This window comes from Inquilinus limosus DSM 16000 (assembly GCF_000423185.1).
Lineage (GTDB): Bacteria > Pseudomonadota > Alphaproteobacteria > DSM-16000 > Inquilinaceae > Inquilinus > Inquilinus limosus.
This window is the reverse complement of record NZ_AUHM01000013.1, coordinates 25,163-51,909: the sequence shown is the minus strand read 5'-3', so window position 1 is coordinate 51,909 and position 26,747 is coordinate 25,163. Positions and strand designations below refer to the sequence as shown.

At 70.4% G+C, this 26,747-nt stretch carries 23 protein-coding genes; 13 read left to right on the top strand and 10 right to left on the bottom strand.

Features of this window, described 5'->3' with window-relative positions:
• Positions 1 to 75: 75 nt before the first annotated feature.
• The 5 genes from G537_RS37835 (at position 76) to G537_RS37830 (ending at position 5,984) form a co-directional block, all read left to right on the top strand.
• Entirely contained in the window at positions 76 to 2,058 is a 1,983-nt protein-coding gene (locus G537_RS37835) for a PAS domain S-box protein (protein WP_162146105.1), read from the top strand.
• Between the two features lie 80 nt (positions 2,059 to 2,138).
• Positions 2,139 to 2,441 carry a DUF2934 domain-containing protein gene (locus G537_RS0113570; RefSeq protein ID WP_026870587.1) on the top strand — a complete coding sequence of 101 codons (303 nt, stop codon included), beginning with the start codon at positions 2,139 to 2,141 and terminating at the stop codon, positions 2,439 to 2,441.
• Positions 2,442 to 2,471: 30 nt separating this feature from the next.
• Positions 2,472 to 3,635 carry a baeRF3 domain-containing protein gene (locus tag G537_RS0113565; protein ID WP_026870586.1) on the top strand — a complete coding sequence of 388 codons (1,164 nt, stop codon included), beginning with the start codon at positions 2,472 to 2,474 and terminating at the stop codon, positions 3,633 to 3,635.
• Positions 3,636 to 3,645: 10 nt separating this feature from the next.
• Entirely contained in the window at positions 3,646 to 5,019 is a 1,374-nt protein-coding gene (locus G537_RS0113560) for a PQQ-dependent sugar dehydrogenase (RefSeq protein WP_051248387.1), read from the top strand.
• Between the two features lie 2 nt (positions 5,020 to 5,021).
• The gene (locus tag G537_RS37830; protein WP_211230374.1) at positions 5,022 to 5,984 is read left to right on the top strand and encodes an alpha/beta fold hydrolase; all 963 of its coding nucleotides are present in this window, start codon (positions 5,022 to 5,024) and stop codon (positions 5,982 to 5,984) included.
• A gap of 396 nt (positions 5,985 to 6,380) precedes the next feature.
• Here the strand turns inward: G537_RS37830 and G537_RS0113550 are convergent, their stop codons facing one another.
• The 3 genes from G537_RS0113550 to G537_RS42065 all read right to left on the bottom strand — a co-directional run bounded on the left by G537_RS0113550 (position 6,381) and on the right by G537_RS42065 (position 9,396).
• Positions 6,381 to 7,595, bottom strand: a complete 1,215-nt coding sequence (locus G537_RS0113550; protein ID WP_026870584.1) for a zinc-dependent alcohol dehydrogenase — start codon at positions 7,593 to 7,595, stop codon at positions 6,381 to 6,383.
• 86 nt (positions 7,596 to 7,681) lie between these two features.
• On the bottom strand, positions 7,682 to 8,530 hold the full coding sequence (locus tag G537_RS37825) for an inositol monophosphatase family protein (protein WP_034851652.1): 849 nt from the start codon (positions 8,528 to 8,530) through the stop codon (positions 7,682 to 7,684).
• Complete coding sequence (locus G537_RS42065) at positions 8,527 to 9,396, bottom strand: diacylglycerol/lipid kinase family protein (protein WP_051248386.1); 870 nt, start codon at positions 9,394 to 9,396, stop codon at positions 8,527 to 8,529. The genes G537_RS37825 and G537_RS42065 overlap by 4 nt, the downstream gene beginning before the upstream one ends.
• Positions 9,397 to 9,556: 160 nt before the next feature.
• Between G537_RS42065 and G537_RS0113535 the strand changes: the two genes are divergently transcribed.
• The 3 genes from G537_RS0113535 (at position 9,557) to G537_RS0113525 (ending at position 14,804) form a co-directional block, all read left to right on the top strand.
• On the top strand, positions 9,557 to 10,663 hold the full coding sequence (locus G537_RS0113535; protein ID WP_155888609.1) for an HlyD family secretion protein: 1,107 nt from the start codon (positions 9,557 to 9,559) through the stop codon (positions 10,661 to 10,663).
• A complete protein-coding gene (locus tag G537_RS0113530; RefSeq protein ID WP_026870582.1) occupies positions 10,660 to 12,249 on the top strand; it encodes a DHA2 family efflux MFS transporter permease subunit in 1,590 nt (529 codons plus the stop codon). Before G537_RS0113535 ends, G537_RS0113530 begins: the two co-directional genes overlap by 4 nt.
• A gap of 140 nt (positions 12,250 to 12,389) precedes the next feature.
• Entirely contained in the window at positions 12,390 to 14,804 is a 2,415-nt protein-coding gene (locus tag G537_RS0113525; protein WP_026870581.1) for a glucose/quinate/shikimate family membrane-bound PQQ-dependent dehydrogenase, read from the top strand.
• Between the two features lie 60 nt (positions 14,805 to 14,864).
• Here G537_RS0113525 and G537_RS0113520 read toward each other — a convergent pair whose 3' ends face one another.
• Positions 14,865 to 15,173 (bottom strand): hypothetical protein, encoded by a 309-nt coding sequence (locus G537_RS0113520; RefSeq protein WP_026870580.1) that lies wholly within the window; start codon positions 15,171 to 15,173, stop codon positions 14,865 to 14,867.
• A gap of 394 nt (positions 15,174 to 15,567) precedes the next feature.
• Here G537_RS0113520 and G537_RS37815 point away from each other — a divergent pair, with 394 nt between their 5' ends.
• The gene (locus tag G537_RS37815; protein ID WP_064742130.1) at positions 15,568 to 16,074 is read left to right on the top strand and encodes an RNA polymerase sigma factor; all 507 of its coding nucleotides are present in this window, start codon (positions 15,568 to 15,570) and stop codon (positions 16,072 to 16,074) included.
• On the opposite strand, the gene G537_RS0113510 is transcribed toward G537_RS37815, so the two are convergent.
• From G537_RS0113510 to G537_RS0113500, 3 genes are read right to left on the bottom strand one after another with little or no spacing between them, the layout of a single operon-like run.
• The gene (locus G537_RS0113510) at positions 16,071 to 16,649 is read right to left on the bottom strand and encodes a DUF4865 family protein (protein WP_026870579.1); all 579 of its coding nucleotides are present in this window, start codon (positions 16,647 to 16,649) and stop codon (positions 16,071 to 16,073) included. The genes G537_RS37815 and G537_RS0113510 overlap by 4 nt on opposite strands.
• A 15-nt stretch (positions 16,650 to 16,664) precedes the next feature.
• A complete protein-coding gene (locus G537_RS0113505; protein ID WP_026870578.1) occupies positions 16,665 to 17,057 on the bottom strand; it encodes a cupin domain-containing protein in 393 nt (130 codons plus the stop codon).
• A 9-nt stretch (positions 17,058 to 17,066) separates the two neighbouring features.
• On the bottom strand, positions 17,067 to 17,456 hold the full coding sequence (locus tag G537_RS0113500) for a tautomerase family protein (RefSeq protein WP_026870577.1): 390 nt from the start codon (positions 17,454 to 17,456) through the stop codon (positions 17,067 to 17,069).
• Positions 17,457 to 17,561: 105 nt separating this feature from the next.
• Between G537_RS0113500 and G537_RS0113495 the strand changes: the two genes are divergently transcribed.
• Positions 17,562 to 18,470 (top strand): LysR substrate-binding domain-containing protein, encoded by a 909-nt coding sequence (locus G537_RS0113495; protein WP_026870576.1) that lies wholly within the window; start codon positions 17,562 to 17,564, stop codon positions 18,468 to 18,470.
• 14 nt (positions 18,471 to 18,484) lie between these two features.
• On the opposite strand, the gene G537_RS42060 is transcribed toward G537_RS0113495, so the two are convergent.
• From G537_RS42060 to G537_RS0113480, 3 genes are all read right to left on the bottom strand, one after another.
• On the bottom strand, positions 18,485 to 20,206 hold the full coding sequence (locus G537_RS42060; protein WP_051248385.1) for a DUF4344 domain-containing metallopeptidase: 1,722 nt from the start codon (positions 20,204 to 20,206) through the stop codon (positions 18,485 to 18,487).
• Positions 20,207 to 20,409: 203 nt separating this feature from the next.
• On the bottom strand, positions 20,410 to 21,186 hold the full coding sequence (locus G537_RS0113485) for an SDR family oxidoreductase (RefSeq protein ID WP_026870575.1): 777 nt from the start codon (positions 21,184 to 21,186) through the stop codon (positions 20,410 to 20,412).
• Between the two features lie 21 nt (positions 21,187 to 21,207).
• Positions 21,208 to 21,900 (bottom strand): GntR family transcriptional regulator, encoded by a 693-nt coding sequence (locus G537_RS0113480; RefSeq protein ID WP_026870574.1) that lies wholly within the window; start codon positions 21,898 to 21,900, stop codon positions 21,208 to 21,210.
• 156 nt (positions 21,901 to 22,056) lie between these two features.
• Here G537_RS0113480 and G537_RS0113475 point away from each other — a divergent pair, with 156 nt between their 5' ends.
• From G537_RS0113475 to G537_RS0113465, 3 genes are read left to right on the top strand one after another with little or no spacing between them, the layout of a single operon-like run.
• A complete protein-coding gene (locus G537_RS0113475) occupies positions 22,057 to 23,310 on the top strand; it encodes an ABC transporter substrate-binding protein (protein ID WP_026870573.1) in 1,254 nt (417 codons plus the stop codon).
• A gap of 13 nt (positions 23,311 to 23,323) precedes the next feature.
• Positions 23,324 to 24,199: a branched-chain amino acid ABC transporter permease gene (locus G537_RS0113470; RefSeq protein WP_026870572.1), complete on the top strand. Its 876-nt coding sequence runs from the start codon at positions 23,324 to 23,326 to the stop codon at positions 24,197 to 24,199.
• A gap of 11 nt (positions 24,200 to 24,210) precedes the next feature.
• Positions 24,211 to 26,736, top strand: a complete 2,526-nt coding sequence (locus tag G537_RS0113465; RefSeq protein ID WP_034851648.1) for a branched-chain amino acid ABC transporter ATP-binding protein/permease — start codon at positions 24,211 to 24,213, stop codon at positions 26,734 to 26,736.
• The last annotated feature ends 11 nt before the right edge of the window (positions 26,737 to 26,747 follow it).

Sequence of the window (26,747 nt, the reverse complement as noted above, 5' to 3'; positions counted from 1 at the left end):
GCTGGTCTCATGCGGCCCCTTGTCCTGCCTTCGGCTCCGGCGCTGGCGGATTAACATTCTTAGAAGGGGCACCTGATGAACGGCAGCATCCGGGGCGGATCGCCTGCGGCACAACGGCGGACCGTGCCGCCACCTTCGCCCGAGGAAAGGACAGCGCAGGAGATCCTGCAGGCGCTGCCGGCCGCGATCTACATGACCGACGCCGCGGGGCGCATCACCTTCTACAACGAGGCCGCGGCGGAGCTGTGGGGCTGCCGCCCGGAGCTGGGCAAGAGCGAGTTCTGCGGCTCCTGGAAGCTCTATTGGCCCGACGGCACGCCGCTGCCGCACGACCAGTGCCCGATGGCCCTGGCGCTGCAGCAGGGGCGGGCGATCCGGGGCATGGAAGCGGTGGCCGAGCGCCCCGACGGCACCCGCGTCCCCTTCATTCCGTATCCGACACCGCTGTTCGACGCGTCCGGCCGCCTGGTCGGTGCGGTGAACATGCTGGTCGACATCTCGGAGCGGCAGGAAGCCCAGCGTGCCCAGACCCGCCGTCTCGAGACCCTGAACCGCGTCGCGCACAGCATCGCGCGCGATCTCGATCTGGAGCGCATCGTCCAGACCGTGACCGATGCGGCGACCGAGCTGAGCGGCGCCAGGTTCGGCGCCTTCTTCCACAATGTCACCGACGAGCAGGGGGAGCGCTACCAGCTTTACACCCTCTCGGGCGCGTCGCGGGAGGCGTTCGAGACGCTCGGCCTGCCGCGCAACACGGCGCTGTTCGAGCCGACCTTCCGCGGCGCCGGCATCGTCCGGTCGGACGATATCCGGACCGATCCGCGCTACGGCTGGAACGTCCCTCACTTCGGCGCACCGAAGGGCCACCTGCCGGTGGTCAGCTACCTGGCGGTGCCCGTGGTCTCGCGCACCGGCGCGGTGCATGGCGGGCTGTTCTTCGGCCATGACCGGCCGGGCGTCTTCACGGCCGAGGCCGAGGGGCTCGTCGCCGCCATCGCCAGCCACGCCGCCGTCGCCATCGACAATGCGCGGCTGCTGCAGGCGGCGCGGGTCGAGGCCGAGGAGCGCACCCGCGGCGAGCAGGCGGCGCAGCGGCTGGCCGCGATCGTGGAATCCTCCGAGGACGCGATCGTGGCGAAGGATCTGAACGGCGTCATCGCGAGCTGGAACCGGGGTGCCGAGCGGCTGTTCGGCTACACCGCCGGGGAGGCGATCGGCCGGCCGATCACGATGGTGATCCCGGAGGACCGGCTGGACGAGGAGACCGAGATCCTGGCCCGCATCCGGCGGGGTGAACGGATCGAGCCTTTCGAGACCATCCGCCGCCGCAAGGACGGCAGCCTGGTCGAGATCTCGCTGACGATCTCGCCGGTCCGCAACCGGAAGGGCCAGATCGTCGGCGCCTCGAAGATCGCCCGCGACATCACTGAGCGGAAGCGGGCGCAGGAACGCCAGATCCTGCTGCTGCGGGAGATGAACCACAGGGTGAAGAACCTGTTCGCCCTGGCCGGCGCCGTCATCACCCTGAGCACCCGGAACGCGCGGTCGCCGGAGGATCTGGCCGAACAGGTGCGGAACCGGCTCGGCGCCCTGGCCCGCGCCCATGAGCTGACCCTGCCGGACCTGAAGCGGGAACAGGTGGCGACGCCGACCACGCTGGAGGCGCTGATACGCACCATCGTCCTGCCCTATGAGGAGCACGGCGACGGACGCGTCGAGATCGCGGGGCCGGAGGTGGCCATCGGCGGCCATGCCGTGACCAGCCTGGCCCTGCTGCTGCACGAGCTGGCGACCAATGCGGCCAAATATGGCGCCTTGTCCACCGCCTCGGGCAGCATCGCCGTCGACTGGACGGTCGAGGACGCCACGCTGTCGCTGTCCTGGGCGGAACGCGGCGGGCCGCCGGTCTCCGGCGCTCCCGGCAGTGGCGGGGGGTTCGGCGCCTGGCTGATCGACGGCACCGTCGACGGCCAGCTTCAGGGCCGGATCACGCGGCGCTGGGGCGGCGAGGGTCTGACCGTCCGGATGGACCTGCCGCTGGATCGCCTGACCGGGTGACGCCGCACCCCGGAGGCCGGAACCTCCTCTCTCCGGCGCCCGTTCGCCTTGGCAGAAGGGCTTTGCCCGGGAGACCCGCCATGGACGATCTGGAACGGCGCATCCGCGAACGCGCCCACCGCATCTGGCTCGAGGAAGGCTGCCCCTCCGGTCGGGAGGAGGCGCATTGGGAGATGGCGCGGGAGCTGATCGCCATCGAGGACAGCCAGCGTGACGCCACCCGGCCCAACCCCGTGGCGACGGAAGGCGAGGAGGCTGTCCGCGACGAGCCGGTCGAGCCGATCGAGGCGGTGGAGAGCCTGGGCGACCTGCCGGGGCGCGGACGGGCCGACCAGGCGGAGCGCCCGGACTACCCGAAACGGAAGGGCGACCGTTCCGATTGAACCGACGCCCATCCTCAGAGGACGCCCGACATGCCGCAGATGACAGCCGCCATCACCCCCGGGGATCGCGAATGGCTCCTGGCCGCGCATGATCCCGCAGTCACCCTCTACGTCGCCACCGAGCCGGTGAAGCGCGCCATTGGCGGCAGCGGCGCCAAGGCCCAGCATCTGCGAGAGGCGCTGGAGCAACGGCTGCAGAGCCGCGACCTGAAGCCGGAGCGCCGGCAGGCGCTGCTGGCGGCCGGCGCGCAGTCCCTGTCCGACGCCGATTTCGCCGCGCTCGACCCCGGCTTCGCGCTGTTCGTGGCGGAGGACCGGGCCCTGACCCTGCCGCTCGGCGAGGCGCCGCCGCAGGATATGAGCGCGATCGGCCACCGTTTCCTGCTGCGCCCGATCCTCGATCGGCTCGGCCCCGGCGAGCGCTTCCACATCCTGGCGATGAGCGCGGGCGGGACGCGGCTGCTGGCGGCGACGCGCGAAGCCTGGCGCGACATCACGCCGCCCGGCCTGCCGCATTCGCTGAGCGAAGTGGTGGCGGAGACCGAGGCCGAGGTCACGCGCCAGGCCAATCAACCGGGCCGCGGCAGCGCCGGCGAGGCGGCCGGATCGACGCGGCACGCTTATGAAAGCCCGGCGGAGCTGCACAAGACCCAGCTGATCGACTACATCCGCCACACCGTCAAGGCGGTGCGCCGGCACTTGGCGGGCGATCCGGCCCCGGTCGTCCTGGTGGCCGAGCCGGAGCTGGCCGGCCAGGTCCGGACCCTGAACTCCTGGCCGGAGCTGCTGCCGGATTTCGTCAACCGCCATCCGGCGCGGATGCGCGACGAGGACCTGCACGCCGCTGCCCTGGCCCTGCTGCCGACCGAGGAGGAGAGGGCGGAGCCGGTGCTCGACCGGATCAACGGCCGCCTCGGCCGGGGCGAGCCGACCGCCGCGCTCAAGCTCGAGGAGATCCTGACCGCCGCCCGCGACGGCCGCGTCGATTCCGTGCTGATCGCCGAGGACGAGACGATCTGGGGCCGCTTCGACGAGGCGCGCGGCACCACCGCGGCGAGCGGCACGGAGGGCGGCGAGGAGGATCTGCTCAACCTCGCGGCGGTGATGACGCTGGCGACCGGCGGCGCCGCGTTCAGCCTGCCGCGGGCCCGGCTGCCGCGCTCGGTCCCGGCCGCGGCCGCGCTGCGCTACTGAGGACAGGTCGATGAGAGTGACCGGAAGGGCCGTCGTCCTGACGCTCCTGGCGGTCGTGGTGGTCGCGGCCGCCGCGGTTGGCGGTGTCTATCTCCTCGCCACCACCGGCGACGACGCCCGGCTGCCGGAGCAGGCGTCGACCGGGCCGAGCCCGACCCTGCCTCAGCCCACCACATCCCTGGTCCCGACCGTCAACATCGCCCCGGCGGAAGGCTGGCCGGAAGGCGGCAAGCCGACCCCGGCGGCCGGGCTCTCCGTCACCGCCTTCGCCCAGGGACTCGACCACCCGCGCTGGCTCCTGGTGCTGCCGAACGGCGACGTGCTGGTGGCCGAGAGCAACGCGCCGAAGCGGCCGGAGGAAGGGAAGGGGGTCAAGGGCTGGGTCTACCAGACGGTGCAGGGCTGGGCCGGCGCCGGGGTCGACAGCGCCAATCGCATCACCCTGCTGCGCGACACCGACGGCGACGGGGTGGCGGAGACGCGGACCGCGTTCCTGCAGGGGCTGAACTCGCCCTTCGGCATGGCGCTGGTGGGCCAGGACCTCTACGTCGCCAACACCGATGCGGTGCTGCGCTTCCCGTACAAGGAGGGCGAGACAGAGATCACGGCGCCGGGCGCAAAGGTCGCCGACCTGCCCGCCGGACCGCTCAACCACCACTGGACCAAGAACATCATCGCCAGCCGCGACGGCGGGCGGCTCTACGCCACCGTCGGCTCGAACAGCAATGTCGGGGAGAACGGGCTGGACCAGGAGGAGCGGCGCGCCGCGATCCTGGAGATCGACCTGGCCACCGGCCAGTCCCGCGTTTTCGCCTCCGGCCTCCGCAATCCGAACGGCATGGCCTGGGAGCCCGAGACGGGCGCCCTGTGGACCGTGGTGAACGAGCGCGACGAGCTCGGCAGCGACCTGGTGCCGGACTACATGACCGCGGTCAAGGAGGGCGGCTTCTACGGGTGGCCCTACAGCTATTACGGCCAGCATGTCGACAGCCGCGTGTCGCCGCAGAAGCCGGATCTGGTGGCGAAGGCGATCGTCCCGGACTATGCGCTCGGCAACCACACGGCGTCGCTCGGCCTGACCTTTTCCGAAAGCCCGCTGCTGCCGGAGCGGTTCCGCCACGGCGTCTTCGTCGGCCAGCACGGCTCGTGGAACCGCAAGCCGCTGAGCGGCTACAAGGTGATCTTCGTGCCGTTCTCCGGCGGCCGTCCGTCGGGTCCGTCGGTCGACGTGCTGACCGGCTTCGTCAGCCCCGACGGCCGCGCGCAGGGCCGGCCGGTGGGCGTCGCCATCGACCGCCGCGGCGCGCTGCTGGTGGCGGACGATGTCGGCAACGCCGTCTGGCGCGTGACGCCGTCGCAGCCGCAGACCGCACAGAGACCATGAGAATGACGGTCGAGCGCCTGCGGACGCCGCATCTCGAGATCGCCTATGAGACGGCCGGCCTGGCCGACGGTCCGCCGGTGGTGCTGGTGCATGGCTGGCCGGACGATGTCCGCTGCTGGGACGAGGTGACGCCGCAGCTGGCGAAAGCCGGGTGCCGGATCTTCGCGCCCTATCTGCGCGGCTGCGGGCCGACACGGTTCCTGTCGGCCGACACGATGCGCAGCGGCGCGATCGCGGCGCTGGGCCAGGACCTGGCGGATTTTCTGGACGGGCTCGACCTCCGCAACGTCCTCGTCGTCGGCTACGACTGGGGCGCGCGGGCCGGCTATGCCGTCGCCGCGCTGCAGCCGCAGCGGCTGCGCGGCCTGGTGGCCATGGCGGCGGGCTATGCCACCGCCAAGCCCATCGAAGAGATGAGCTACGAGCTGGTGAAGGCCTATTGGTACGAGTGGCTGGTCGCCATGCGCCCGGGGCGCGAGGCCGTGGACCGGGACCGGCGCCGCCTGTGCCGTTACCTCTGGGAGAGTTGGTCGCCCGGCTGGCGCTTCACCGAGGAGGAGTTCCAGGCCAGCGCCGCATCCTGGGACAATCCGGACTGGGCCGCTTCCCGGAGACCTCGGCCGGCAAGGAGGAGTTCTTCCTCGGTGGTTACGAGCGGACGGTGCTGCCCGGCATCGGGCATTTCCTGCCGCGCGAGGCGCCGGACGAGGTGGTCGCGGCGGTCCGGAACCTGCTGTCCCGCTGAGCCGCAGCTGGTCGTGAGGCCGGGGGCCGGTGCAGGTTGGTCGCCGAGGGATCTGCGCCGACCTTTTCGGCTGAGGGCATCTGAAAGTCGGATAATATATATTATGGAAAATAAGATACGACATCAGAGCATCGCCGGTCCGGCCGCCCGGCTCGCCGTCCGATCCGCCGAGGCCTTCCCGGCACCGCCAGATAGCGCACGGACCGCTGCCGGTGTTTGATGATCTGGTGTGCCGTCCCGCACCCCCGGCTGACGCGCCGAGCACGTCGCCGGCGCAGTCGGATGCTGATCGTCCCCATAGCGGTACGTGCCCTGGCCCTCGATGATCACGAACGGACAGCCACTCTTGCCTCGCTGTAGCTCACGCCGAGCTGGGCGGCTACAAAACGAGACGCGGCCGCCCGGATATCCGCGCGTAGTCCGGACTCGATCTCTATTGTCATCGCCGGGCTTGACCCGGCGATCCAGGGGCCACCCAGAGCGGCATCCAGAGGGTGTCGACATCTTCTGGATTTCCGGGTCAATTCCATTAATGACAACAAAAGGATTAAAGCAGAATCCTGAAGTATGATATCACCTTAAGATAGCCACGCAATTCATTGAAAATTAAACCGTATCACGACTGCGGTTCCAACTTCACCTTGAGCCATCCGGGCTCGCGCCGGTCGAAGGCCTCGAAGGCTTCGATCGCGGTTCCGATCGGCTCGACCTGGGTCAGCAGCGCGGCGGGGTCGATCACCCCAGCGCGGGTCAGCTCGATCAGATGCGGGATGTATTTGCGGTGGTTGCAGTTGCCCATCTTGATGGTGAGGTTCTTGTTCATCGCCTCGCCGATCGGGAAATGCTCCGCAGCCGGCGGATAGACGCCGATGATGCCGAGCGTGCCGGCCTTGGCCAGCGCCGTCACTGCCCAGGCCAGCGCCTGGCTCGGCGCGTCGCCCGGCTGCCACTGGCCGCCCTTGGGATGGGTCTCGGGCGCCACCGCGGCGACCTCCGCCTCGAATTTCTGCTTCTGTTCCCCGGCTTGCCGCGCCGCCGGGCCGTGATGGGCGTGCACGGCGTCGACCCCGACCGCGTCGATGACGCGGTCGACCCCGATGCCCCGGGTCAGGTCGAGGATGATCTGGACCGGATCCTCGCGCTCGAAATCGATCGTCTCGGCGCCCTGCCGCCGGGCCATGGCCAGGCGGTCCTCGTGCCGGTCGACGGCGAAGACGCGGCCGGCCCCCATCAGCTTGGCGCTGGCGATCGCGAACTGGCCGACCGGGCCGCAGCCGAACACCGCGACGGTGTCGCCGTCGGTCACCTCCGCCAGCTCGGCCCCGAACCAGCCGGTCGGGAAGATGTCCGACATCAGGATCGCCTGGTCGTCGCTGACGTCGTCGGGGATCTTCACCAGGCCGACATGGGCGAAGGGCACCCTCGCCTTCTCGGCCTGCAGGCCCGGGATCGCGCCATTCGCCTCCGGCCCGCCGAAGAAGGCGGTGCCGGCGCGGTTGCCGCCGGGGTTGGCGACGTCGCACTGGGCGTAGTAGCCGGCCCGGCAATAGACGCAGCTGCCGCAGGCGACGGTCGAGGGGATGATCACCCGGTCGCCCGGCTCGATGTTGCGCACCAGCGTGCCCACGGCCTCGACCACGCCGACGCCCTCATGGCCCAGGATCGTGCCCGACTTCATGCCGGCGACGGTGCCGCGGACGAAATGCAGGTCGGTGCCGCAAATCGCCGAGGCGGTCAGCCGAACGATCGCGTCCGTCGGCTCCTGGATCTTCGGCTCGGGGACGTCGTCCAGGCGGATGTCGCCGATGCCGTGAAACACCACTGCCTTCATCGCCGTTCTCCGTCAGGGATCTCTCTGGGCAATCGGGCCGGCGGCCGATCGGTTCCCGGGGCCACGGCGGTCGCCGGCGGGCTCGCCTAGCCCCGTATTTCCGTGCGGCGCATGGCGGCGGCCTCGGGCCCGATCACCAGCTGCCCGTGCCAGCCGCGGGGATCGGCGCCGAAGCCGGTGAAGCGCTCCCAGCCCCGCTCCGGCGCCGAGCAGGTGAAGGCCGTGCCGCCGGCGGCCGTGACCAGGCAGAGCCCGCCGGCCACGTCCCAGACATTCGGCCGCTCGAAGCGCGCCACCTCCAGCAGCCCCGCCGCCACGAAGGCGCATTCGATCGCGGCCGAGCCGGTCTTGCGCGTCTCCCAGGGCAGCACCGTCCCGGGGTCGAGGCGCGGCTCGCCGGCCAGGCGCCGGCGCACCGCCGGGTTCGGGCCGACCTCCAGCGCCGCCCCGTCGAAGCACAGCGGGCCGCGGCCGCAGGCGTGGTAGACGCCCGAGCGCAGGGCGTGGCTGGTCGAGCACCAGACGGCGCCGATCACCGGCCGGCCGCGGTGAAGCACGCCGATCGAGGCGGCGAACAGCGGCAGCCCGTTGATGAAATTGGCGGTGCCGTCGACCGGGTCGATCGCCCAGACCGGGCTGTCCGCGGCCGCCGGCCTGTCCTCCATCTCCTCGCCGATGATGCCGTGATCGGGGTAGAGCTCGGCGAGGCGCAGCCGGATCAGGGATTCGACCCGCTGGTCGACCTCCGAGACCGGGTCCCGGAACACGAGATCCTCCCCCTGCCCCGCCCCCGTCTTGTACCGGATGCTGAGCGTCCGGCCGAAGGAGGCGACGATCTCGGCCCCCGCCAGCCGGGCGAACTCGATCGCGGTCTCCTCCCATTGCTGCAGCTGGGCCGCGGCTGGTTCGAAGCGTTCGGCCGTCGCGCTGGTCATTCGCGGTCTCCCGGAGTCAGGACGGTCACGTGCTTGGGCTCGAGGCCGATGGTCAGCGTGGCCTCGCCGCCCTCGACCACGGTGTCGTCGACATGGATGACCTTGCCGTGCGGATTCAGCTCGACCTGCTTCGCCTCGACCCGCCACAGCGGCGCCTCCGCCGCCTCGGGATCCTCCAGCCAGTCGAGCATGGCCTCGCGCTTCGCCTCCGGCAGCCAGGCCAGAACGAGGTTCGCCTGCCGCGCATCGGCCTCCGGCGCCAGCAGCAGGTTGGGACCGATCATCGGGATGTTCATGACCTCGACCATCAGCATCGACCCGATCAGCGGCTTCCCGTCCACGACGATATCGGCGTCGAGCGGTTTGCATTTGGCGACGATGCGCCGCAGGTCCCGGCGCCTGTCCTCGGCCAGATCGGAGCCGTGCTCCTTCGCACCGACGTCCCGCTTGATCGCGGTGGCGATCGGGCCGAGGCCGACCGCCTCGACGAAGTTGCGCTCCCATTCCGGTCCGCGCAGGACTCCGATCCGCAACGGCGTGCGCCTGGCATTGGGCAGGCCGGCGACGACGAAGCGCGGCTCCTCCACGATGCCGAGCGCCCGCGCGATGTTGTTGGAGCTCCCGGTCGGGATGATCGCGATCGTGTGCGGCCGCCCATGCAGCGCCCGGACGATCGCGGCGACGGTTCCGTCCCCGCCGGCAACCGCGACCAGGCTGTGCGGATTCTCCAGCGCTCGCTGGAGTTCCTTGCCGCGGACGGAGCAATGCACCGGGGCGAAGCCGGACATCTCGAGCAGTCGGACCAGCCGGTCCGGCGACCAGCTTCCGTCGCCCGCCTTCGGGTTATGGAACAGCGAGACCTCCATGGCCGGTCAATCCACGCATGGCGGTCCCGGTTCCGTCCGCTTCGGCCGGCATCGCAGGGGAACCCTCCCGGCGCCCGCGACATTGTCGCCAGCAGGACCCGCGGCCGCCCGGCCGCAGGCCGCCCGGACCATCGGTCGGACAGGCCTCAAGGGCTCGACAATGGCACCAGACGACGCAACCCGTCAGGGCGCCGCCGATGCCGCGGCGGCCGATGACCGGACCTCGGCTCCGCCGGAGGACCGCCGCCGCGTCTTCGCCCGGCACCGGCGGGCGATCCTGATCGGCACGATCGCGGCCGTGGTGCTGCTGGCCGGCGCCATCGGCTGGTGGCTGCACGCCCGCAACGACGAGAGCACGGACGACGCCTTCATCGACGCCCGCACCGTCGCCGTCAGCCCACAGGTCAGCGGCGCGATCGTCGACGTGCCGGTGACCGACAACCAGCCGGTCGAGGCCGGCGCTGTGCTGGCCCGGATCGACGACCGGGACTACGCCGCCGCCCTGGCCCAGGCGCGCGCCAGGGTTGATCAGTCGCAGGCCGACATCGCCGACACCGCGGCGCAGATCGAGGCCCAAAGGGCCAAGGTCGACCAGGCCCGGCTGCAGATGGCCTCGGCCCAGGCCGCGCTGCAGTTCGCCCAGGACGAGAACCGGCGCGCCCAGGATCTGGCGAGGACCGCCGCCGGCACCCGCCAGCGCGCGGATCAGGCCTCGACGGACCTGCGGCAGCGGCAGGCCGATTTCGACGGCGCCCAGGCGTCGCTGACCGCCGCCGAGAAGCAGCTCGGCGTGCTGCAGGCCCAGGCGCAGAGCGCCGCGGCCGGGCTGGAGCAGGCCCGGGCCTCGCTGCAGCAGGCCCAGGCGAACCAGGACCGCACCGTGATCATCGCCCCGGTCGCCGGCCATGTGGCCGAGCTGTCGGCCGCCAGGGGCGCCTATGCCTCGCCCGGCCGGAGCCTGATGATGCTGGTGCCGCGCGAGGTCTGGGTCACCGCCAATTTCAAGGAGACGCAGCTCGACCGCATGCGGCCGGGCCAGCCGGTGTCGATCTCGATCGACGCCTATCCCGACCGCGACTTCCCGGGCCATGTCGACAGCCAGCAATTCGGCAGCGGCACCGCCTTCGCCCTGCTGCCGGCGGAGAACGCCACCGGCAACTACGTCAAGGTGGTGCAGCGCGTGCCGGTGAAGATCGTGTTCGACCGGCCGCCGGACCTGCCGCTCGGCCCCGGCATGTCGGTGGTGCCGACCGTGACCGTGCGATGAGCGCGGCGGCGGAGGCCCCCGGCAGCCGTTCGGCCGCCGGCGGCCGCAACCCTTGGCTGATCGCCGGCGTCGTCTCGATCGCCACCTTCATGGAGGTGCTGGACACCTCGATCGCCAACATCTCGCTGCGCCACATCGCCGGCGGCCTCGCCGCCGGACAGGACGAGAGCACCTGGGTGCTGACCAGCTATCTCGTCGCCAACGCCGTGGTGCTGCCGATCAGCGGCTGGCTGCAGGGCGTGGTCGGGCGCAAGCGCTTCTACATGATCTGCGTCGCCCTGTTCAGCCTGGCGTCGCTGATGTGCGGCCTGGCGACCAGCCTGGAGATGCTGGTGTTCTTCCGCGTGCTGCAAGGCCTCGGCGGCGGCGGGCTGGCGCCGAGCGAGCAGTCGATCCTGGCCGACAGCTTCCCTCCGGAGAAGCGGGCCCAGGCCTTCGGCATCTATGCGATCGCCGTGATCGTCGCCCCGACCTTCGGCCCGACCATCGGCGGCTGGATCACCGACAGCTTCTCCTGGCACTGGATCTTCCTGATCAACGTGCCGATGGGGCTCGTGTCGCTGGTCCTGGTGCAATGGCTGCTGGTCGAGCCCGAGACGCTGAAGCGGGAGCGCCGGCGGGCCCTGGCCGGAGGGCTGAGGGTCGACTGGGTCGGGCTGGTGCTGGTCGCGCTCTGGCTCGGCTGTCTCGAGGTCATGCTGGACAAGGGGCAGCGCGAGGACTGGTTCGAATCTGGCTTCATCACCGCCTTCGCCGGCATCTCGCTGGTGTCGCTGCTGCTGCTGGTGCCGTGGGAACTGTCGCGCAAGGACCCGATCGTCGACATCCGGCTGGTGCTGCGCCGGCAGTTCGGCACCACCTGCCTGGTGATGCTGGCGGTCGGCGCCATCCTCTACAGCTCGACCCAGATCCTGCCGCAGATGCTGCAGGAGCGGTACGGCTACACCGCCACCTGGGCCGGCCTGGCGCTGATGCCCGGCGGCCTGGTCATGTTCATCCTGATGCCGATCTCCTCCCGCCTCACCAACCTGGTCCCGCCGAAATACCTGATCATCGGCGGCCTCACGGTGGTGGCGCTGGCGATGGCGCATTTCACCACCCTCTCGCCGGAGGCGAATTTCGGCTGGTTCGCCTGGTCGCGGGTGTTCCAGATGATCGGCCTGCCCTTCCTGTTCCTGCCGATCACCACCGCCTCCTATGCCGGCCTGCCGCCGGAGAAGACCGGCCAGGCCGCGGCGCTGATCAACGTGGCGCGCAATCTCGGCGGCTCGATCGGCGTGTCGCTGTCGACCACCCTCCTCGCCCAGAACGCGCAGATGCACCAGACCCATCTCGTCGGCCATGTCGCGCCGTCGGTCCTGACCTACCAGCTGGGGCTGGACCAGGCGACCGCACATTTCCGGGCCCAGGGCGCGGCTGGGGCCACGGCCGGGCAGCAGGCCTTCGACTGGATCGGCCAGCTGGTCGCGAGCCAGGCGTCGATCCTGTCCTACATCGACGTGTTCCAGGCGCTCTCGATCGTCGCCCTGCTGATGGTGCCGGTGGCGCTGCTGCTCCGCGGCCGGGCCGGCGCGGCGGCGCATTGATGGAGATGATCGGCCGCACCCCGGCAACCCTTGACGCCGGCGATGGCCGAGCAAGTTCAATGCTTGCGGCCCGCCACTCAGGATTTTAGTCCGAAGACGCCGATCGCGGCAGTCCGAGACCATAGAGGATGGAGGCATCGATGCCGGAACGAAGCGGCTTGCGACCGATGCTGTGGATTTCCGGGCTCGTCATCATCCTGCTCGGCTTCGCCCTCGGCGCCGGCGGCGTGTGGCTGCTGCAGCTCGGCGGGTCCTGGTACTATCTCGCCGCCGGCTTCGGCTTCGTCCTCACCGGCCTGCTTCTCCTGTTCCGCAGCCGCGCGGCGCTGTGGGTCTACGCCGTGATCGTGCTCGGCACCATCGCCTGGGCGGTGGACGAGATCGGCCTCGACTGGTGGCCCCTGGCGGCCCGCGGCGACGTCGTGTTCCTGATCGGGCTGTGGCTCCTGATGCCCTGGATCAACCGCGGCTTCCGCCGCGATCCGGCGGATCCGCCGCCGGCGGCCTGGCGCGGGGCCGGGCTGCCGCTGAGCGCCGCGCTGCTGATCGGGGCCGCGATCGGCATCGCCGCCATGCTCACCGACCGGCACAGCATGCCGGGCGAACTGCCGGCGGCCCAGGGAGCGGTGCCGCAGGACTACGGCGGCGTGCCGGACGGCGACTGGCGGGCCTATGGCCGCTCCTCCTACGGCGAACGCTGGTCGCCCCTGGCCCAGATCACGCCGGAGAACGTCGCCGGTCTCCAGGTCGCCTGGCATTACCGCACCGGCGACATCCGCGGTCCGAACGACCCGCAGGAGACCACCTTCGAGCTGACGCCGATCAAGGTCCATGACACCCTTTACGTCTGCACCCCGCACAATTTCGTGATCGCGCTGGACGCCGAGACCGGCCGCGAGAAATGGCGCTACGATCCCAAGATCTCGCAGTCGAAGAACCTGCAGCACCTGACCTGCCGCGGCGTCTCCTACCACGAGGCGGCGGGCGCCCAGGCCACGGCGTCCGGCGACTGCAGCCGCCGCATCTTCATGCCGACCGCCGACGCCCGGCTGATCGCGCTCGACGCCGGTACCGGCCAGCCCTGCCCCGGCTTCGGCCAGAACGGGCAGATCGACCTGTGGGACGGCATGCCGGAGCGGCAGGACGGCATGTACTACTCGACCTCGCCGCCCGTGGTGACCCGCGACCTCGTCATCATCGCCGGCAATGTCAGCGACAACGTTTCGGTCAAGATGCCGTCGGGCGTGATCCGCGCCTATGACGCGACCACCGGCCGGCTGGTTTGGGCCTGGGATCCGGGCCGGCCGGATCGGACCGAGCCGCTCGGCCCCGGCGAGACCTATGTCGCCAGCTCGCCGAACAGCTGGAGCATCTCCAGCGCCGACGAGGCTTTGGGGCTGATCTACATCCCGATGGGCAATCAGCCGCCCGACCAGTGGGGCGGCAGGCGCACGCCGGAGGCCGAGCGCTATTCCAGCGCGATCGTGGCGCTGGAGATCGCCACCGGCAGGCCGCGCTGGGTGTTCCAGACCGTGCATCACGACCTGTGGGACATGGATATCGGGTCGCAGCCGAGCGTGATCGACCTCGACATGCCCACGGGCAGAGTCCCGGCCCTGGTAGCGCCGACCAAGCGCGGCGACATCTACGTCCTCGACCGCCGCACCGGCGAGCCGATCATCCCGGTCGAGGAGCGGCCGGTGCCGCAGGGCGCGGCCGAGGGCGACCGAACGGCGCCGACGCAACCCTTCTCCGCCCTCACCTTCACGCCAGACCGCCCGCTCGAGGAGCGCGATGCGTGGGGCATGACGATGTTCGACCAGCTGCTGTGCCGGATCCAGTTCCGGTCGCTGCGCTACGAGGGCATCTTCACGCCGCCGTCGGAGCAGGGATCGCTGGTCTATCCCGGCAATTTCGGCGTCTTCGACTGGGGCGGCATCGCGGTCGACCCGGTGCGCCAGGTGGCCTTCGCCAATCCGGACTACATGGCCTTCGTCGACCGGCTGATCCGGCGGCAGCAGGGGCAAGACCAGCAGGAGAGCGCACAGGAGCCGGCCAGCGGCTCGGACATCGAGGGGACGCAGGAGACCGGCGGCGTGAACCCGAATTACGGCGCCCCCTTCATGGTCGCGCTGAACGCCTTCCTGTCGCCGCTCGGCCTGCCCTGCCAGGCGCCGCCCTGGGGCTATGTCGCCGGGGTCGACCTGCGCAGCGGCAAGATCGTCTACCGGCACAAGAACGGGACGATCCGCGACAGCTCGCCGGTGCCCCTGCCCTTCAAGATGGGGGTGCCGAGCCTCGGCGGGCCGATCATGACCGCGGGCGGCGTCGCCTTCCTGACCTCGACCCTCGACCAGTACATCCGCGCCTATGACGTGACCACCGGCCGCCAGCTCTGGGAGGACCGGCTGCCGGCCGGGGCCCAGGCCACGCCGATGACCTACCGGTCGGAGCAGAGCGGGCGGCAGTTCGTGGTGGTGGCGGCGGGCGGGCACGGTTCGCTGGGCACCCGCGCGGGGGATTCGATCATCGCCTACGCGCTGCCGCAGCGCTGAAACGGAGGGGGCCGGTCCTGCCGGACCGGCCCCAGATCTTCCGGCTTCAAGCCCGACGGATCAGCCGCCGCAGCGGGTGGCGTGCTCCTGATCCGCCGCCTGGATCCTCTGATCCGCATCCTGCAGCTGCTGGGCGGTGAGCTGCAGCTGCGCCTGGCAGTTGTGCTGGATCGCGCTGAGGCGCTTGGCTTCGGCGATCAGGGTGGCGCCGGTCCGGCACTGTTCCGTCATCGGCGCGTTCGCCTGATTGCTCAGCAGCTGGTGGGCGGTGCGGACCTTCTGGGCCTGGGCCTGGGCGTCCGTCTGGCAGTCGGCGAAGGCTGGAGTGGCGGCGAGGACCGCCGCAGCAGCGAAAAGCACGAGTTTCACGGGACACTCCCCATAAGGCTGGCAGGGTACGCCTCCGCTCCGTTGTGGCGGAGGACAATTAGGCAATGGTCGAGCCGCAGCGATTGTTCCGTGCCGCGCCGCAACAAAGTCCGGGTGCCCTCCGATCGGCACCCGGCCCCATCTCTGGTCCAGAGCCCATCGAAATCGATGAATGTTAATTCTGGTTCTCAGCCGCTTTATCGGACAGAGCACAATCCCCGAGGTCGATTATCATTTGATGGCAAACGACATCCAAAGCCAGCCGTTTCGCTGATATCTGCAGATTCTATGCAACTATATTGCCGTCTGATCGGGAAGGAAGCGCATTTTTTACGGAACAGTCGGGGGACCTGTCGGTTTCGTCAGTAGTCAGTCGCAACAGGGACGCTCTCCGATGCCGGCCATCTCAGCCGCGACCGAGCGACAGTTTCTGGCGACGGTCGCTCCTTGCATTCCCGATCTCCGGCGCTATGCCGTCAGCCTGACCCGCAACCGCGCCGATGCCGACGACCTGATCCAGGAGACGTTGCTGCGGGCAGCCCTCAAGCTTCATCTGTGGCGACCTGGAAGCAACATCGTCGCTTGGCTCATCGTCATGATGCGCCGCCTCCACCTCTCGAAATTCGTCTCGGGCAAGCGCAACCAGACCGAGATGGTCCCGATCGAAGGCTGGGACCTTCCCGCCCCGGCCAGCCAGCCCGAGGCGATCGAGGTGCGGGAGCTGGAGGCGCGCTGGCCCACCCTGTCGCGCAGCCACCGCGAGGTGCTGCGCCTGGTGGCCATCGGCGGCGCCTCCTATGAGGAGGCCGCCGAGCGCCTGCATGTGCCGATCGGCACCATCCGTTCCCGCCTGGCGCGGGCGCGCAACGCGCTGCGCGGGGACGACCGCCCGGTCCACTAGGTCGGCCGGGTGATGGCGCCCAGCTCCGGCGCCGACAGGTGGAGGACCTGGTAGAGGTCGCCATCTGCCGCCGGAGCCGCGGCCCACAGGGTGAAGCGCCCCCACTCCCAGCGCGACGGATCGATCGCCAGGGCCGTGGTGTGGACGCCGGGCAGTCGGGCGTGCCGGTCGAGCTCCGCCATCGCCTCGGCGACGAAGGCGGCGGGGTCGGCATCGGCCGGAACCCACCCCGTGTGGCGGGTGGCGGCGCGCGGGCTGTCGCCGCGGGCCGGGCCTGCCAGGCAGGCGATGCCGGTCCAGTGGCGCACCGCCGGCCGGCCGAAGGATTCGACGATGCCGCCGAAGCCGCCACCGCCCCACAGGAAGCGGCCCATCCCCTCGATCGAGGCCCAGAGATAGAACGGCGCATACTGGTTGACCGGCGCGCCGTCAACCCCGCGCTCGCGGATCAGATAGGCCTTGAGCCCGAGGCCGGGGAAGGCGTCGAGCGCCGGCCCCCGGGCCGCGACCCGCCGGCGGATGATCCGCATGTCGTAATCGGCCGGCAGGGTGATCTCGTACTGCATCGCATACATGGCGGCTCCTCCGGGTCAGGCCGGCTCCATCCAATGCACCGCCGTGCCGTCGCGGACCGGCTGGATGCTGAGATAGGCGAAGACGCTGTCGGCGGCGGCGCCATGCCAGTGCCGCTCGCCGGAGGCGAACCAGACGCAGTCGCCCGCCCTCACCTCCTCCATCGTGCCGCCGTCGCGCTGGACCAGGCCGACGCCGGAGAGGACGTAGAGGATCTGCCCGAGCGGATGGCTGTGCCAGCGGGTGCGGATGCCGGGATCGACCGTCGCGCGCATCGCCGTCATCTCGCCGTCCTTGCTGCCCTCCAGCAGCCGCTCGATCCAGAACGGGCCGCTGGCGACGCCGTCCGGGGCGCGGGCGATCGCGCTGCCGGCGCGGCAGATGGTCATCTCCGTCGGATTGCTGCCCATCGCCGGCTCCTATCGGTTCCCGAGCATCGAGGCGACGCCGCCGGCGAAGGACCATTCGTCGAGCTGGGTGGTCGTGATCACCACCATGACGTCCTCGGGCCGCACACCCGGCGCCTCGGCGAGGCGCTCGACCAGGCGCCGGTAGAACGCCGCCTTGGTCTCGGAGCTGCGCGGACGGCCGGCGGTGATCTGGAACAGCACGAAATCGTCCGAGCGCGGGCCGCCGAGATAGTGCCGGTCGAACACCAGCTCTCCCGGCTCGTGCTGGTGGATGATCTGGAACCGGTCGTCCGGCGGGACATCGAAGGCCTCGACCAGCGCCTGGTGCAGGCTGTCCGAGAGGGTGCGCAGATATTCGGGCGGCTTGCCTTTGGTCAGCGAGATGCGGGTGAGCGGCACGGGATCCTCCTGGATCAACCTTGACGCCTTGGAGATAGCGATACAGGTTCATCCCGAAAATCGGAAATATCTGGATCATCGATTCAGGAAATTGGGACGATTCCCATGCGCCGGATCACCTTCGACCTCGACGTGCTGCGCAGCTTCGCGACCGGCATGGAGCAGGGCAGCTTCGCCCGGGCGGCCGACCGCCTGGGCCGCTCCACCTCCGCGGTCAGCGCCCAGCTGCGCAAGCTGGAGGAGCAGGCGGGCACGCCGATCTTCCGCAAGGCCGGGCGCGGCTTGGCCCTGACCGAGGCCGGCGAGACCATGCTGGCCTATGCCCGGCGGCTGCTGGCCCTGAACGACGAGGCGGCGGCCGCCATCCACGGCATCGATCTCGAGGGGTGGGTGCGGCTCGGCCTGTCCGAGGATTTCGGCGAGACGCTGCTGCCGGCGGTGCTGGGGCGCTTCGCCCGCGCCCATCCCAAGGTGCGGATCGAGGCGCGGATCGCGCGCAGCTTCGATCTGCTCGACCGGGTCGGCTCCGGCCAGCTCGACCTCGCTTTGGCCTGGGGCGACGGCGGCGCCCTGCCCCATGCCGAGCGGGTGGCGGAGCTGCCGATGCGCTGGATCGGCCCGGCCATCGAGGACGAGGACAGGCCCGCATCGGCCTACGGCCGGGCGGACGAGCCGCTGCCGCTGGCGGCGCTGGAGGCGCCGTGCCTGCTGCGCACCGCCGCCGCCACGGCGCTGGACCGCGCCGGCATCTCCTGGCGCCTGGCCTTCGTCAGCCCCAGCCTCGCCGGGCTGTGGGCGGCGGTGGCGGCCGGGCTCGGCGTCACCGTGCGCACGGATGTCGGCCTGCCGGCCGGGGTGCGGGTGCTGGGGGCCGGGGAGGCGCCGCCCCTGCCTGCCCTGCCCCTCACCCTGCTGCGGGCGGAGGCCGAACCGGACCCGGTCACGGCCCGGCTGGCGGCGATCCTGGCGCAGTCGGTCCGCGACGTCCTGCCCGGCCTGGCCGCGGCCGCGTGAGATCGAAGCCGCCGCTATTGCAGCATGCGCGCGATCGCCTTGTAGCGCGGGGTGAAATGCGGTGCCAGCAGCGCGGCCCAGGCCCTGAACATCTTGCGGGACTCGTCGGGGCAGCGGACCGCGCGCGCCTCGGGCAGGAACTTCTCCCGAACGATCCAGTCGTAGTCGTCCGGATTGTGGCCGTACATGTAGCACAGCAGGTTGAAGAAGCGCTGCTCGCTGAGGGAGTGCTCGTCGGCGAAGACCTGCATGTTCTGGCTGGTGTCGTCGCCCACCGAGGCGTTGTTCTGGAACCAGATGGCCGCCATCCGCAGCACCTCGGCGATCTGGTCGGTCGTCTCCTTCCCGCCGGGATTGAGCAGGATCATCATCGCCGCCATCTGGTCGACCGCATCTTCCTCCCGCCCGGTCGAGGGCAGCTCGAGCATGTCGATCAGGGCATGGCCGGTCTCGTGCAGCAGGATGAAACGGATGTTGCTGGCGATATAGGCGCCGAGGATGTTCGACTTCGGGTCCGCCTTCTCGGCCAGCTTCAACGCCTGCTGCTCCAGGGACGCGACCAGCTCGTAGCACAGGACGATCGCGGAATTCTTCGGCGAATAGAACGCGTTCACCGACCCGCATTCCGCGGCCGCGTAGCGCAGCTGGCGCGGCAGCTCGAACATCCCGTTCATCCAGGCGATTTCGGGATTCCGGCGCAGCAGGTCGGTGTCCCGGGTCAGCTCATAGGCGTTCCTGAGGGCTGGGGTCTCCGGTTCGAGATAGGCGAAGACGAACTGCCCCACCTCCTCTTCCCCGCCGCTCGGACCGGCCTGGTCCTCCCGATGGGGCGGGGGCGCGTCGTTCGTCTCCGCGGACTCCCGGGCAGGCGGCGGCCGGTCCGTGGCGGGGCTCGTGCCGGCCTGCTGCGATCTGCCGGTGTCCTGGGGCGTGTCCGTCGCACCGGCCGACCCGCCCTGCGGCCCGCGCGCGTCGGCCAGCGCCATCAGGGTCGGGTAGCTCGGCTCCGCCGGCGGCGTGTCATAGCCGAACGGATAGAAGCTGTTCGAGATCAGCACCGAGAGCGCCTGCAGATCCGCATCGTGGTCGGCCCGCCAGATCAGGTCGTAGCCGCGGATCTCCCGGCCGCGCTGCTCGAAACGGCTGTAGAACTTGCCGCCCTTGCGGTTGCCGGTGACGATGAACAGGTTGTTCCGGCGGAATTCGTAGGTGATCTCGGATTCCCCGCTGCCCGAAAGGGCGTCGTAGAAGGCGTTGATCTGGCCGTCGGTCACGTCGGTGAAGCGCATCGTCATCAGCGACGCGCCGCCATCGGGGTCGTCCAGGGTGACGCCGCCCGCCTCCGATTCCGACCGCCGGGTCAGCACCTTGGAGGGGTAGGAGATGGTGATCCCGCTCCGCGAGTCGGAGAGGGGCTGCCAGCCGGTCTTGTCCCGCATGGCCAGGGCGGTGCCGGCGAGCGTGATCGCCTGGTCGGCATCGAGCTCGCCGCTGGCGCGCAGGCCGTTCTGCCGCTGCCAGTTGGAGAGCGCATTGCGCGTGCCCTCTCCGAAGGCCCCGTCGAACCAGCCCTTGTAGAAGCCGAGCCAGGCCAGCCCCTCCTGGACCAGCTTCTTCTCGTCCAGGTTCAGTGTCCGCTCCAGGGTGGCCGGATCGGATGCGATCACGCCGGAGCGCTGGCCCGGCACGATATGCTGGCCGTATCCGGGCGATGCACTGAACAGCCCGAACAGCATGCAGGCAACGGCTGCCGCTCGCGCCAGCCTCGACGGTTCCGATCCCCTTCCCACCATCTTCCCCCTCCGAACCCACTCACCGCCTGATATTGGACGAATTTGTTGAGAATCAGGCCGAGTCCGCAATCAATAAAGAACTGAGCGGGGGAGATCTGAAAAGCCCCTGCCGGCAGAAGATCAGGGCCGGGCAGACACTTCGATCGTCAGGCCAGCGACTGCAGGTCGCCGCAGATGCTGATCGCCTGGCCGGAGATGGTGCGGCCGCGTGGCGAGGCCAGCAGCAGGATCTGGTCGGCCAGCTGGCGCGGCTGGATCAGCTCCCGGATCGAGGCCTGGGCCAGGGCCTGCGCCTGCATCTCCTCCGGCGTGATGCCGCGCTGCGCCGCCTTGGCCGCGAAGACCCGGCGGATGCGGTCGCCTTCGACGATGCCGGGCTGGATCGCGTTGACCCGGATGCCGAGGGGCCCGAGCTCCATCGACAGCGACTTGGTGAAGCCGACCACCGCCCATTTCGACGCGGCATAGGGTGAGCGCAGCGGGAAGCCCAGCCGCCCGGCCGAGGACGACAGGTTGATGATGCTGGCGTTGCCGCTCTTCGCCAGATGCGGCACGGCCAGACGGGTGCAGTTGAACTGGCCGGTGATGTTGACCGCCAGCGTCCGGTCCCATTCCTCCGGATCGATCTGGTCGACCCGGCCGGTCGGGCCGGCGATGCCGACATTGTTGACCAGGCAGTCCAGCCCGCCCAGGGCCGCCAATGCCTCGTCGAACAGCCGGGCCACCGCCGCGCGGTCGGACATGTCGGCCGCGGTCGCGGTGATCGCCGGGCGCTCCGCCGCCAGCGTGTCGAGCGCCGCCGCGTCGACGTCCGACACATGCACCCGCGCCCCCTCCTCCACGAAGGCGCGGGTGATCTCCCGCCCGATGCCGGACGCGCCGGCGGTGACCAGGACGCGCAGGCCCTTGATGCCGAGATCCATGGCGTTCTCCTCCTCGTTGTTTCAGTCCGGCAGCCTTCCCGTCGCCGCGATGAAGCGGGCGGCGTTCTCGATATCCGCGGTCAGCGCCGCCCGGGCCGCCGGCCCGTCCCGCGCCGCGATCGCCGCGACGCAATCGGCGTGGAACCCCTCCGCCCCGCCGTCGACGAGTCGCTCGGTCGAGGATTTGAGGTCCAGGTTGATCACCGGCCCGACCTTGAGCCAGAGCCCTTCGATGATGGCGACCAGCGACGGCAGGCCGGTCGCGGCATAGATGGCGAAATGCAGCTCCTTGTTCAGCCGCAGCGCTGCGATCGCGTCCGCCTCGGGCGCCTTGACCTCGCGCCGGAACGCCTCGTCCAGCCGGCGGATCCCGGCCAGATCGGCCTCGGACCGGTTGGCCGCCGCCTGCTCGGCGGCGAAGCCCTCGATGGCGAGGCGGACGGTGGTCAGCTCGCGGAACTTGGCGCGGGTCATCACCGGCACGGTGACCGCCCGGTTCGGCAGCACCGCCAGGGCATCGTCGGCCACCAGCCGGGTCACCGCCTCGCGCACCGGCATGATCGAGACGCCGAGCGTCGCCGCCACGCTGCGCAGCGACAGCTTCTCGCCCGGGGCCACGGCGCCGGAGAGCAGCAGCTCACGCAGCGCCTCATAGGCGCGCTCGCCGAGCGTCACCCGCTCGATCCGCGCCATGCCGGCCAGCCCCGTGCTCATCCTTCAGCTTAACTCCTTCCGGGACTCGACAAGCCTCCCGATTTCGTCCAGCCTAACTGTGATCACAGATCACGGCAAGGAGGGCGCAGACCCGTCCGGCCGTGGCTCGAACGGACGAAGACCGCGCCAAGCCGGCGTCTGACGAGGGAGGATCCTATGCCTGGAGATTTGCGCTTCACCCGCCGTGCCCTGCTGCGGGGCGCCGCGTCCACCGCCGCCGTCGCCGCCATCGGCATGCCGGCCATCGTCCGCGCCCAGGCGGACGCGCTGCGCATCGGCCATCTGACGCCGCGCACCGGCTTCCTCGGCCCGCTCGGCGAATACGCCGTGATGGCGGTGCAGCTCGCGGCTGAGGAGATCAACGCCGCCGGTGGCGTGCTGGGCCGGCCGATCGAGCTGATCATCGAGGATTCGGTCAACCCGCAGACCGCCTCGGCCAAGGCCGAGCGGCTGGTCGAGCGCGACAAGGTGGCGGCGATCATCGGCGAGATCTCCTCCGCCTCCGGCCTCGCCATCTCCCAGGTGGCGCAGCGCAGCAGGACCCTGTTCTTCAACACCGGCTGCAACTCCGACGCGCTGCGCGGCGCCGACTGCAAGCGCTTCATGTTCCATGTCGAGGGCGCCAACTCGATGTATGTGAAGTCGGTCGGCCGGGCGCTGCTGCAGAACGGGCTGGTCAAGGGCAAGCGCTGGTATTCGCTGACCGCCGACTACGCCTTCGGCCACGACCTCCTGAAGGTCGCCAAGCGCTTCATGGAGCAGAACGGCGGGGAGTTCGCGGCCGACGAGCTGGTACCGACCGACGCCACCGACTTTTCCGCCTATCTCCTGAAGATGCGGCAGGCCGCGCCGGACCTCGTGATCTCCAACCTGGCCGGCAACCAGATCACCAATTTCATCAAGCAATACGCCGAATACGGCCTGTCCTTCCCGGTGGCCGGCTTCGGCTTCGACACCGCGGTCGCCTGGGGCGCCGGCGAGGGCAATTTCCTCGGCACCTGGCCGTCGCTCTGGCACCACAAGGTCGACACGCCGGCCTCGAAGGCCTTCGTCGAGGCTTTCAGCAAGAAGTACGGCAAGCCGCCGGAGAACCAGGCCTGGGGCGACTACAACGCGCTGAAGATCCTGGCCCGCGCCATTACCGAGACCAAGTCGGCCGACAGCCCCGCGATCGTGGAATACCTCGAGAAGGGCGCCAAGTTCGACGTGATGAAGACGCGCGAGGGCTATTTCCGCGCCCGCGACCACCAGCTGATGACCGAGCTCTACGCCATCACGGCGCTGCCGCCGGACGAGGTGGAGAACCAGTGGGACATCTTCACCTCCTCGCCGCCGGTCCCGGGCCCGGAGGAGCCGCTGGAGGCGATCGCGCCGACGGAAGAAGAAGCCGCTTGCACGATGCCGGCGTAAGGTCCGCCGCGCCGTGTTCGTTGCCCTTCTCACAGAGCAGATCGTCAACGGCCTCTTCACCGGCGCGATCACCCTGCTGATCGCGCTGGGCCTGTCGCTGATCTTCAGCCTCGGCGGCATCGTCAACCTGGCCCATGGCGCCTTCTATGCCATCGGTGCCTATCTGGCGGTGTCGCTGACGCCCAGCATCGGCTATGGCGGGTCGCTGGTCGCGGCCCCGGTGGCGGTCGGGCTTTTGGGCCTGCTGCTGGAGCGCTTCCTGTTCCGCCGCTTCTACCGGGCCGACCCGATCCTGTCGCTGCTGCTGACCTTCGGCCTGGCCATGGTGATCGAGCAGCTGCTGCGCATGGCCTTCGGCGCAGCGCCCCTGCCCTACAGCATCCCGCGGGCGCTGCGCGGCCAGTTCTTCCTCGGCGATTTCGTGCTGTCGCGCTACCGGCTGACCATCCTGGCCGGCGTCGTGGTGATCGTCGCGGCGCTGTGGTGGCTGCTGCAGCGCACCGCCTTCGGCCGGGTGGTGCGCGCCGGGGTGCAGAACCCCGACATGGTCGGGGCGCTGGGCATCTCGCTGGCCCCCTATATGGGCGCCGTGGTCTTCCTCGGCGTCGGCCTGGCGGCCCTGGCCGGGGTGATGCTGGCGCCGATCGCCGGCGTCCATCCCGCCATGGGCGCCGAGATCCTGACCGGGGCCTTCGTCGTCGTGGTCATCGGCGGGCTCGGCTCCTTCTGGGGCGTCGTCCTGGCCGCACTGATCGTCGGCGCGCTGCGCGGGGTGATGGTGACGGTCTACCCCTCCGCCGCCGAAGCCGCGGTCTATGCGCTGATGGCGCTCGTCCTGCTGCTGCGCCCGCGCGGCCTGTTCGGCGAGCGCATCCTGCGCTTCGAGTGAGGACGACCGGGATGAGCAAGCGCAAGGACAGCCTCGTCCTCGTCACCGCTGCGCTCGGGCTGGTGCTGCTGCCCTGGCTGCTGCTGGCGGTCGGCCTCACCCTGACCTCGGCGATCGACGTGGTGGTCTTCGCCACCGCCTGCCTGGGGCTGAACATCCTTGTGGGACGGACCGGCCTCGTCTCCTTCGGCCATGGCGCCTGGTTCGGCCTCGCCGCCTATGCCGCGGCCCTGGCGCAGCTGCACTGGTTCCCGGGCGGGATCGTGCTGCCCGGCGTGTTCGCCGTCGCCTTCGTCCTGGTCGCCGCGGCCGCAGCCGGCGTCCTCGTGCTGCGGCGGCGCGGCGTCTATTTCTCGCTGCTGACCCTGGCGCTGACCGCCCTGCTTTACGCCGTCGCCTTCCGCTGGACCGCCCTGACCGGCGGCGAGAACGGCCTCGGCGGGCTGCAGCGCGGCACGCTTCTGGGCCTCAGCCTCGACGACGCCTGGGCCTACTACGCCGCCGTCGCCGCGGTCGGCTTCGCCGTGGTCGTCGCGCTGCGGCGCTTCCACGCCTCGCCGGCCGGCACCGTCCTGGTCGCGATCCGCGAGAACGAGCAGCGGGCGCGCTTCATCGGCTATCCGACCACCCGCTGCAAGCTGCTGGGCTTCGTCCTGTCGGCCGGCATCACCGGCCTCGCCGGGGTGATGTCGGTGTTCAACCACCGCTTCGCCTCGGCCGACCCGCTGTCGATCGCCTTCTCCGGCGAGCTGCTGGCCATGGTCGTGATCGGCGGCATGCGCAGCTTCCTGGGGCCGGCACTGGGGGCGCTGTTCTTCATCCTGTTCCGCGAGTTCCTGTCGATCTGGACGCCGGACTGGCTGCTGTGGTTCGGGCTGCTCTTCGTCGGCTTCATCCTGTTCTCGCCGACCGGCCTGGTCGGCATCGCCGGACGCATCCTGGCGACGCTCCGCCCGCCGCCGGCGGAAGCCGCCGCCATGGCGGGCCGGCAGGCGGGAGTTGCGGGCGCGCTGCCCGAGTTCCTGCGCCCGGCCGACCACGGCGACGGGCCGGTCCTCGTCGCCTCGGGCCTCGCCAAGCATTTCGGCGGCATCCGCGCGGTGGAGGGCGTCGACATCGCCGTGCGCGACCGGTCGCTGCACGCCCTGATCGGACCGAACGGCGCCGGCAAGACCACGGCGTTCAACCTGCTCTCCGGCATGTTCACGCCCGATGCCGGCGGCGTCACGCTCAAGGGCCGCGACATCGCCGGCCTGGCGCCGGAGCGGATCTGCGCCGCCGGCATCGGCCGGTCGTTCCAGATCACCAACCTGTTCCCGGCGCTGAGCATCGAGGAGAATCTGCGGCTGGCGGTCCAGGCGCGGCATCCGCAGCGCTTCGCCCCCTGGCGCGCCGCCCGGGCGATCCCGGAGATCGAGGCCGAGACCGCGGAGCTGCTGCGCTATCTCGGCCTGGCGGGGATCGAGCGGGCCGAGGCCGGCACCCTGTCCTATGGCGGGCAGCGCCTGCTCGACATGGGGCTGGCGCTCGCCACCCGCCCCCGCCTGCTGCTGCTCGACGAGCCTCTGGCCGGGCTGGCAGCGGCGGAGCGGCAGCGCGTCGGCGACATCGTCAAGCACATCTCGGCCGACATCCCGGTGCTGCTGGTCGAGCACGACCTCGACCGCGTCTTCCAGATCGCCGACGCGGTCACGGTGATGAACGAGGGCCGGGTGCTGGTCGACGGCACGGTCGAGGACGCCCGCGGCGACCCCCGGGTGCAGGAGGTCTATATCGGCTCGGGCGCCGCCGCGGTGGCGGCGAAGCCGCGGCCCAGTGCCGCCGAGCCCGAGACGCTGTTGGGCCTGGAGGGCATCAATACCTTCTACGGCAAGAGCCACATCCTGGCCGATGTCGCCTTCGCCGTGCACCGGCACGAGATCGTGGCCCTGCTGGGCCGCAACGGCGCCGGCAAGTCGACCCTGCTGAAGACCCTGATCGGCATCGCCCCGCCTGCCTCCGGCAGCATCAAGCTCGACGGCGCCGAGATCGCCGGTCTGCCGCCGGCCGCGATCGCGCGGCTGGGCATCGGCTACGTGCCGCAGGGGCGCGGCCTGTTCGCCGGCATGACGGTGGCCGAGAATCTCGGCCTCGGCCGGTCACAGCGGCGCAACGGCCATGGCGCGCATTGGGACCTCGACCGGATCTTCGAGTATTTCCCGCGGATCCGGGAGCGGCTGCACACCCCGGCCGACTATCTCTCCGGCGGCGAGCAGCAGATGGTGGCGGTGGCCCGCGCCTTGTCCGGCGACGTCCGCGTGCTGCTGCTGGACGAGCCGTTCGAGGGGCTGGCCCCGGCGGTGGTCGAGCAGCTGTTCGAGAGCTTCGACCGGCTGCGCCGCGACCTCTCGATCGTCATCGTCGACCACAATCTGGACCTGGCCCTCGCCCTGTCCGATCGTACCGTGGCGCTGGAGCGCGGCCGGGTGATCCATGCCGGCCCGTCGCAGGCGCTGCGCGACGACCTCGACCTGCGCCGCAAGGTGCTCTGGCTGTGAAAGGAAGGAAC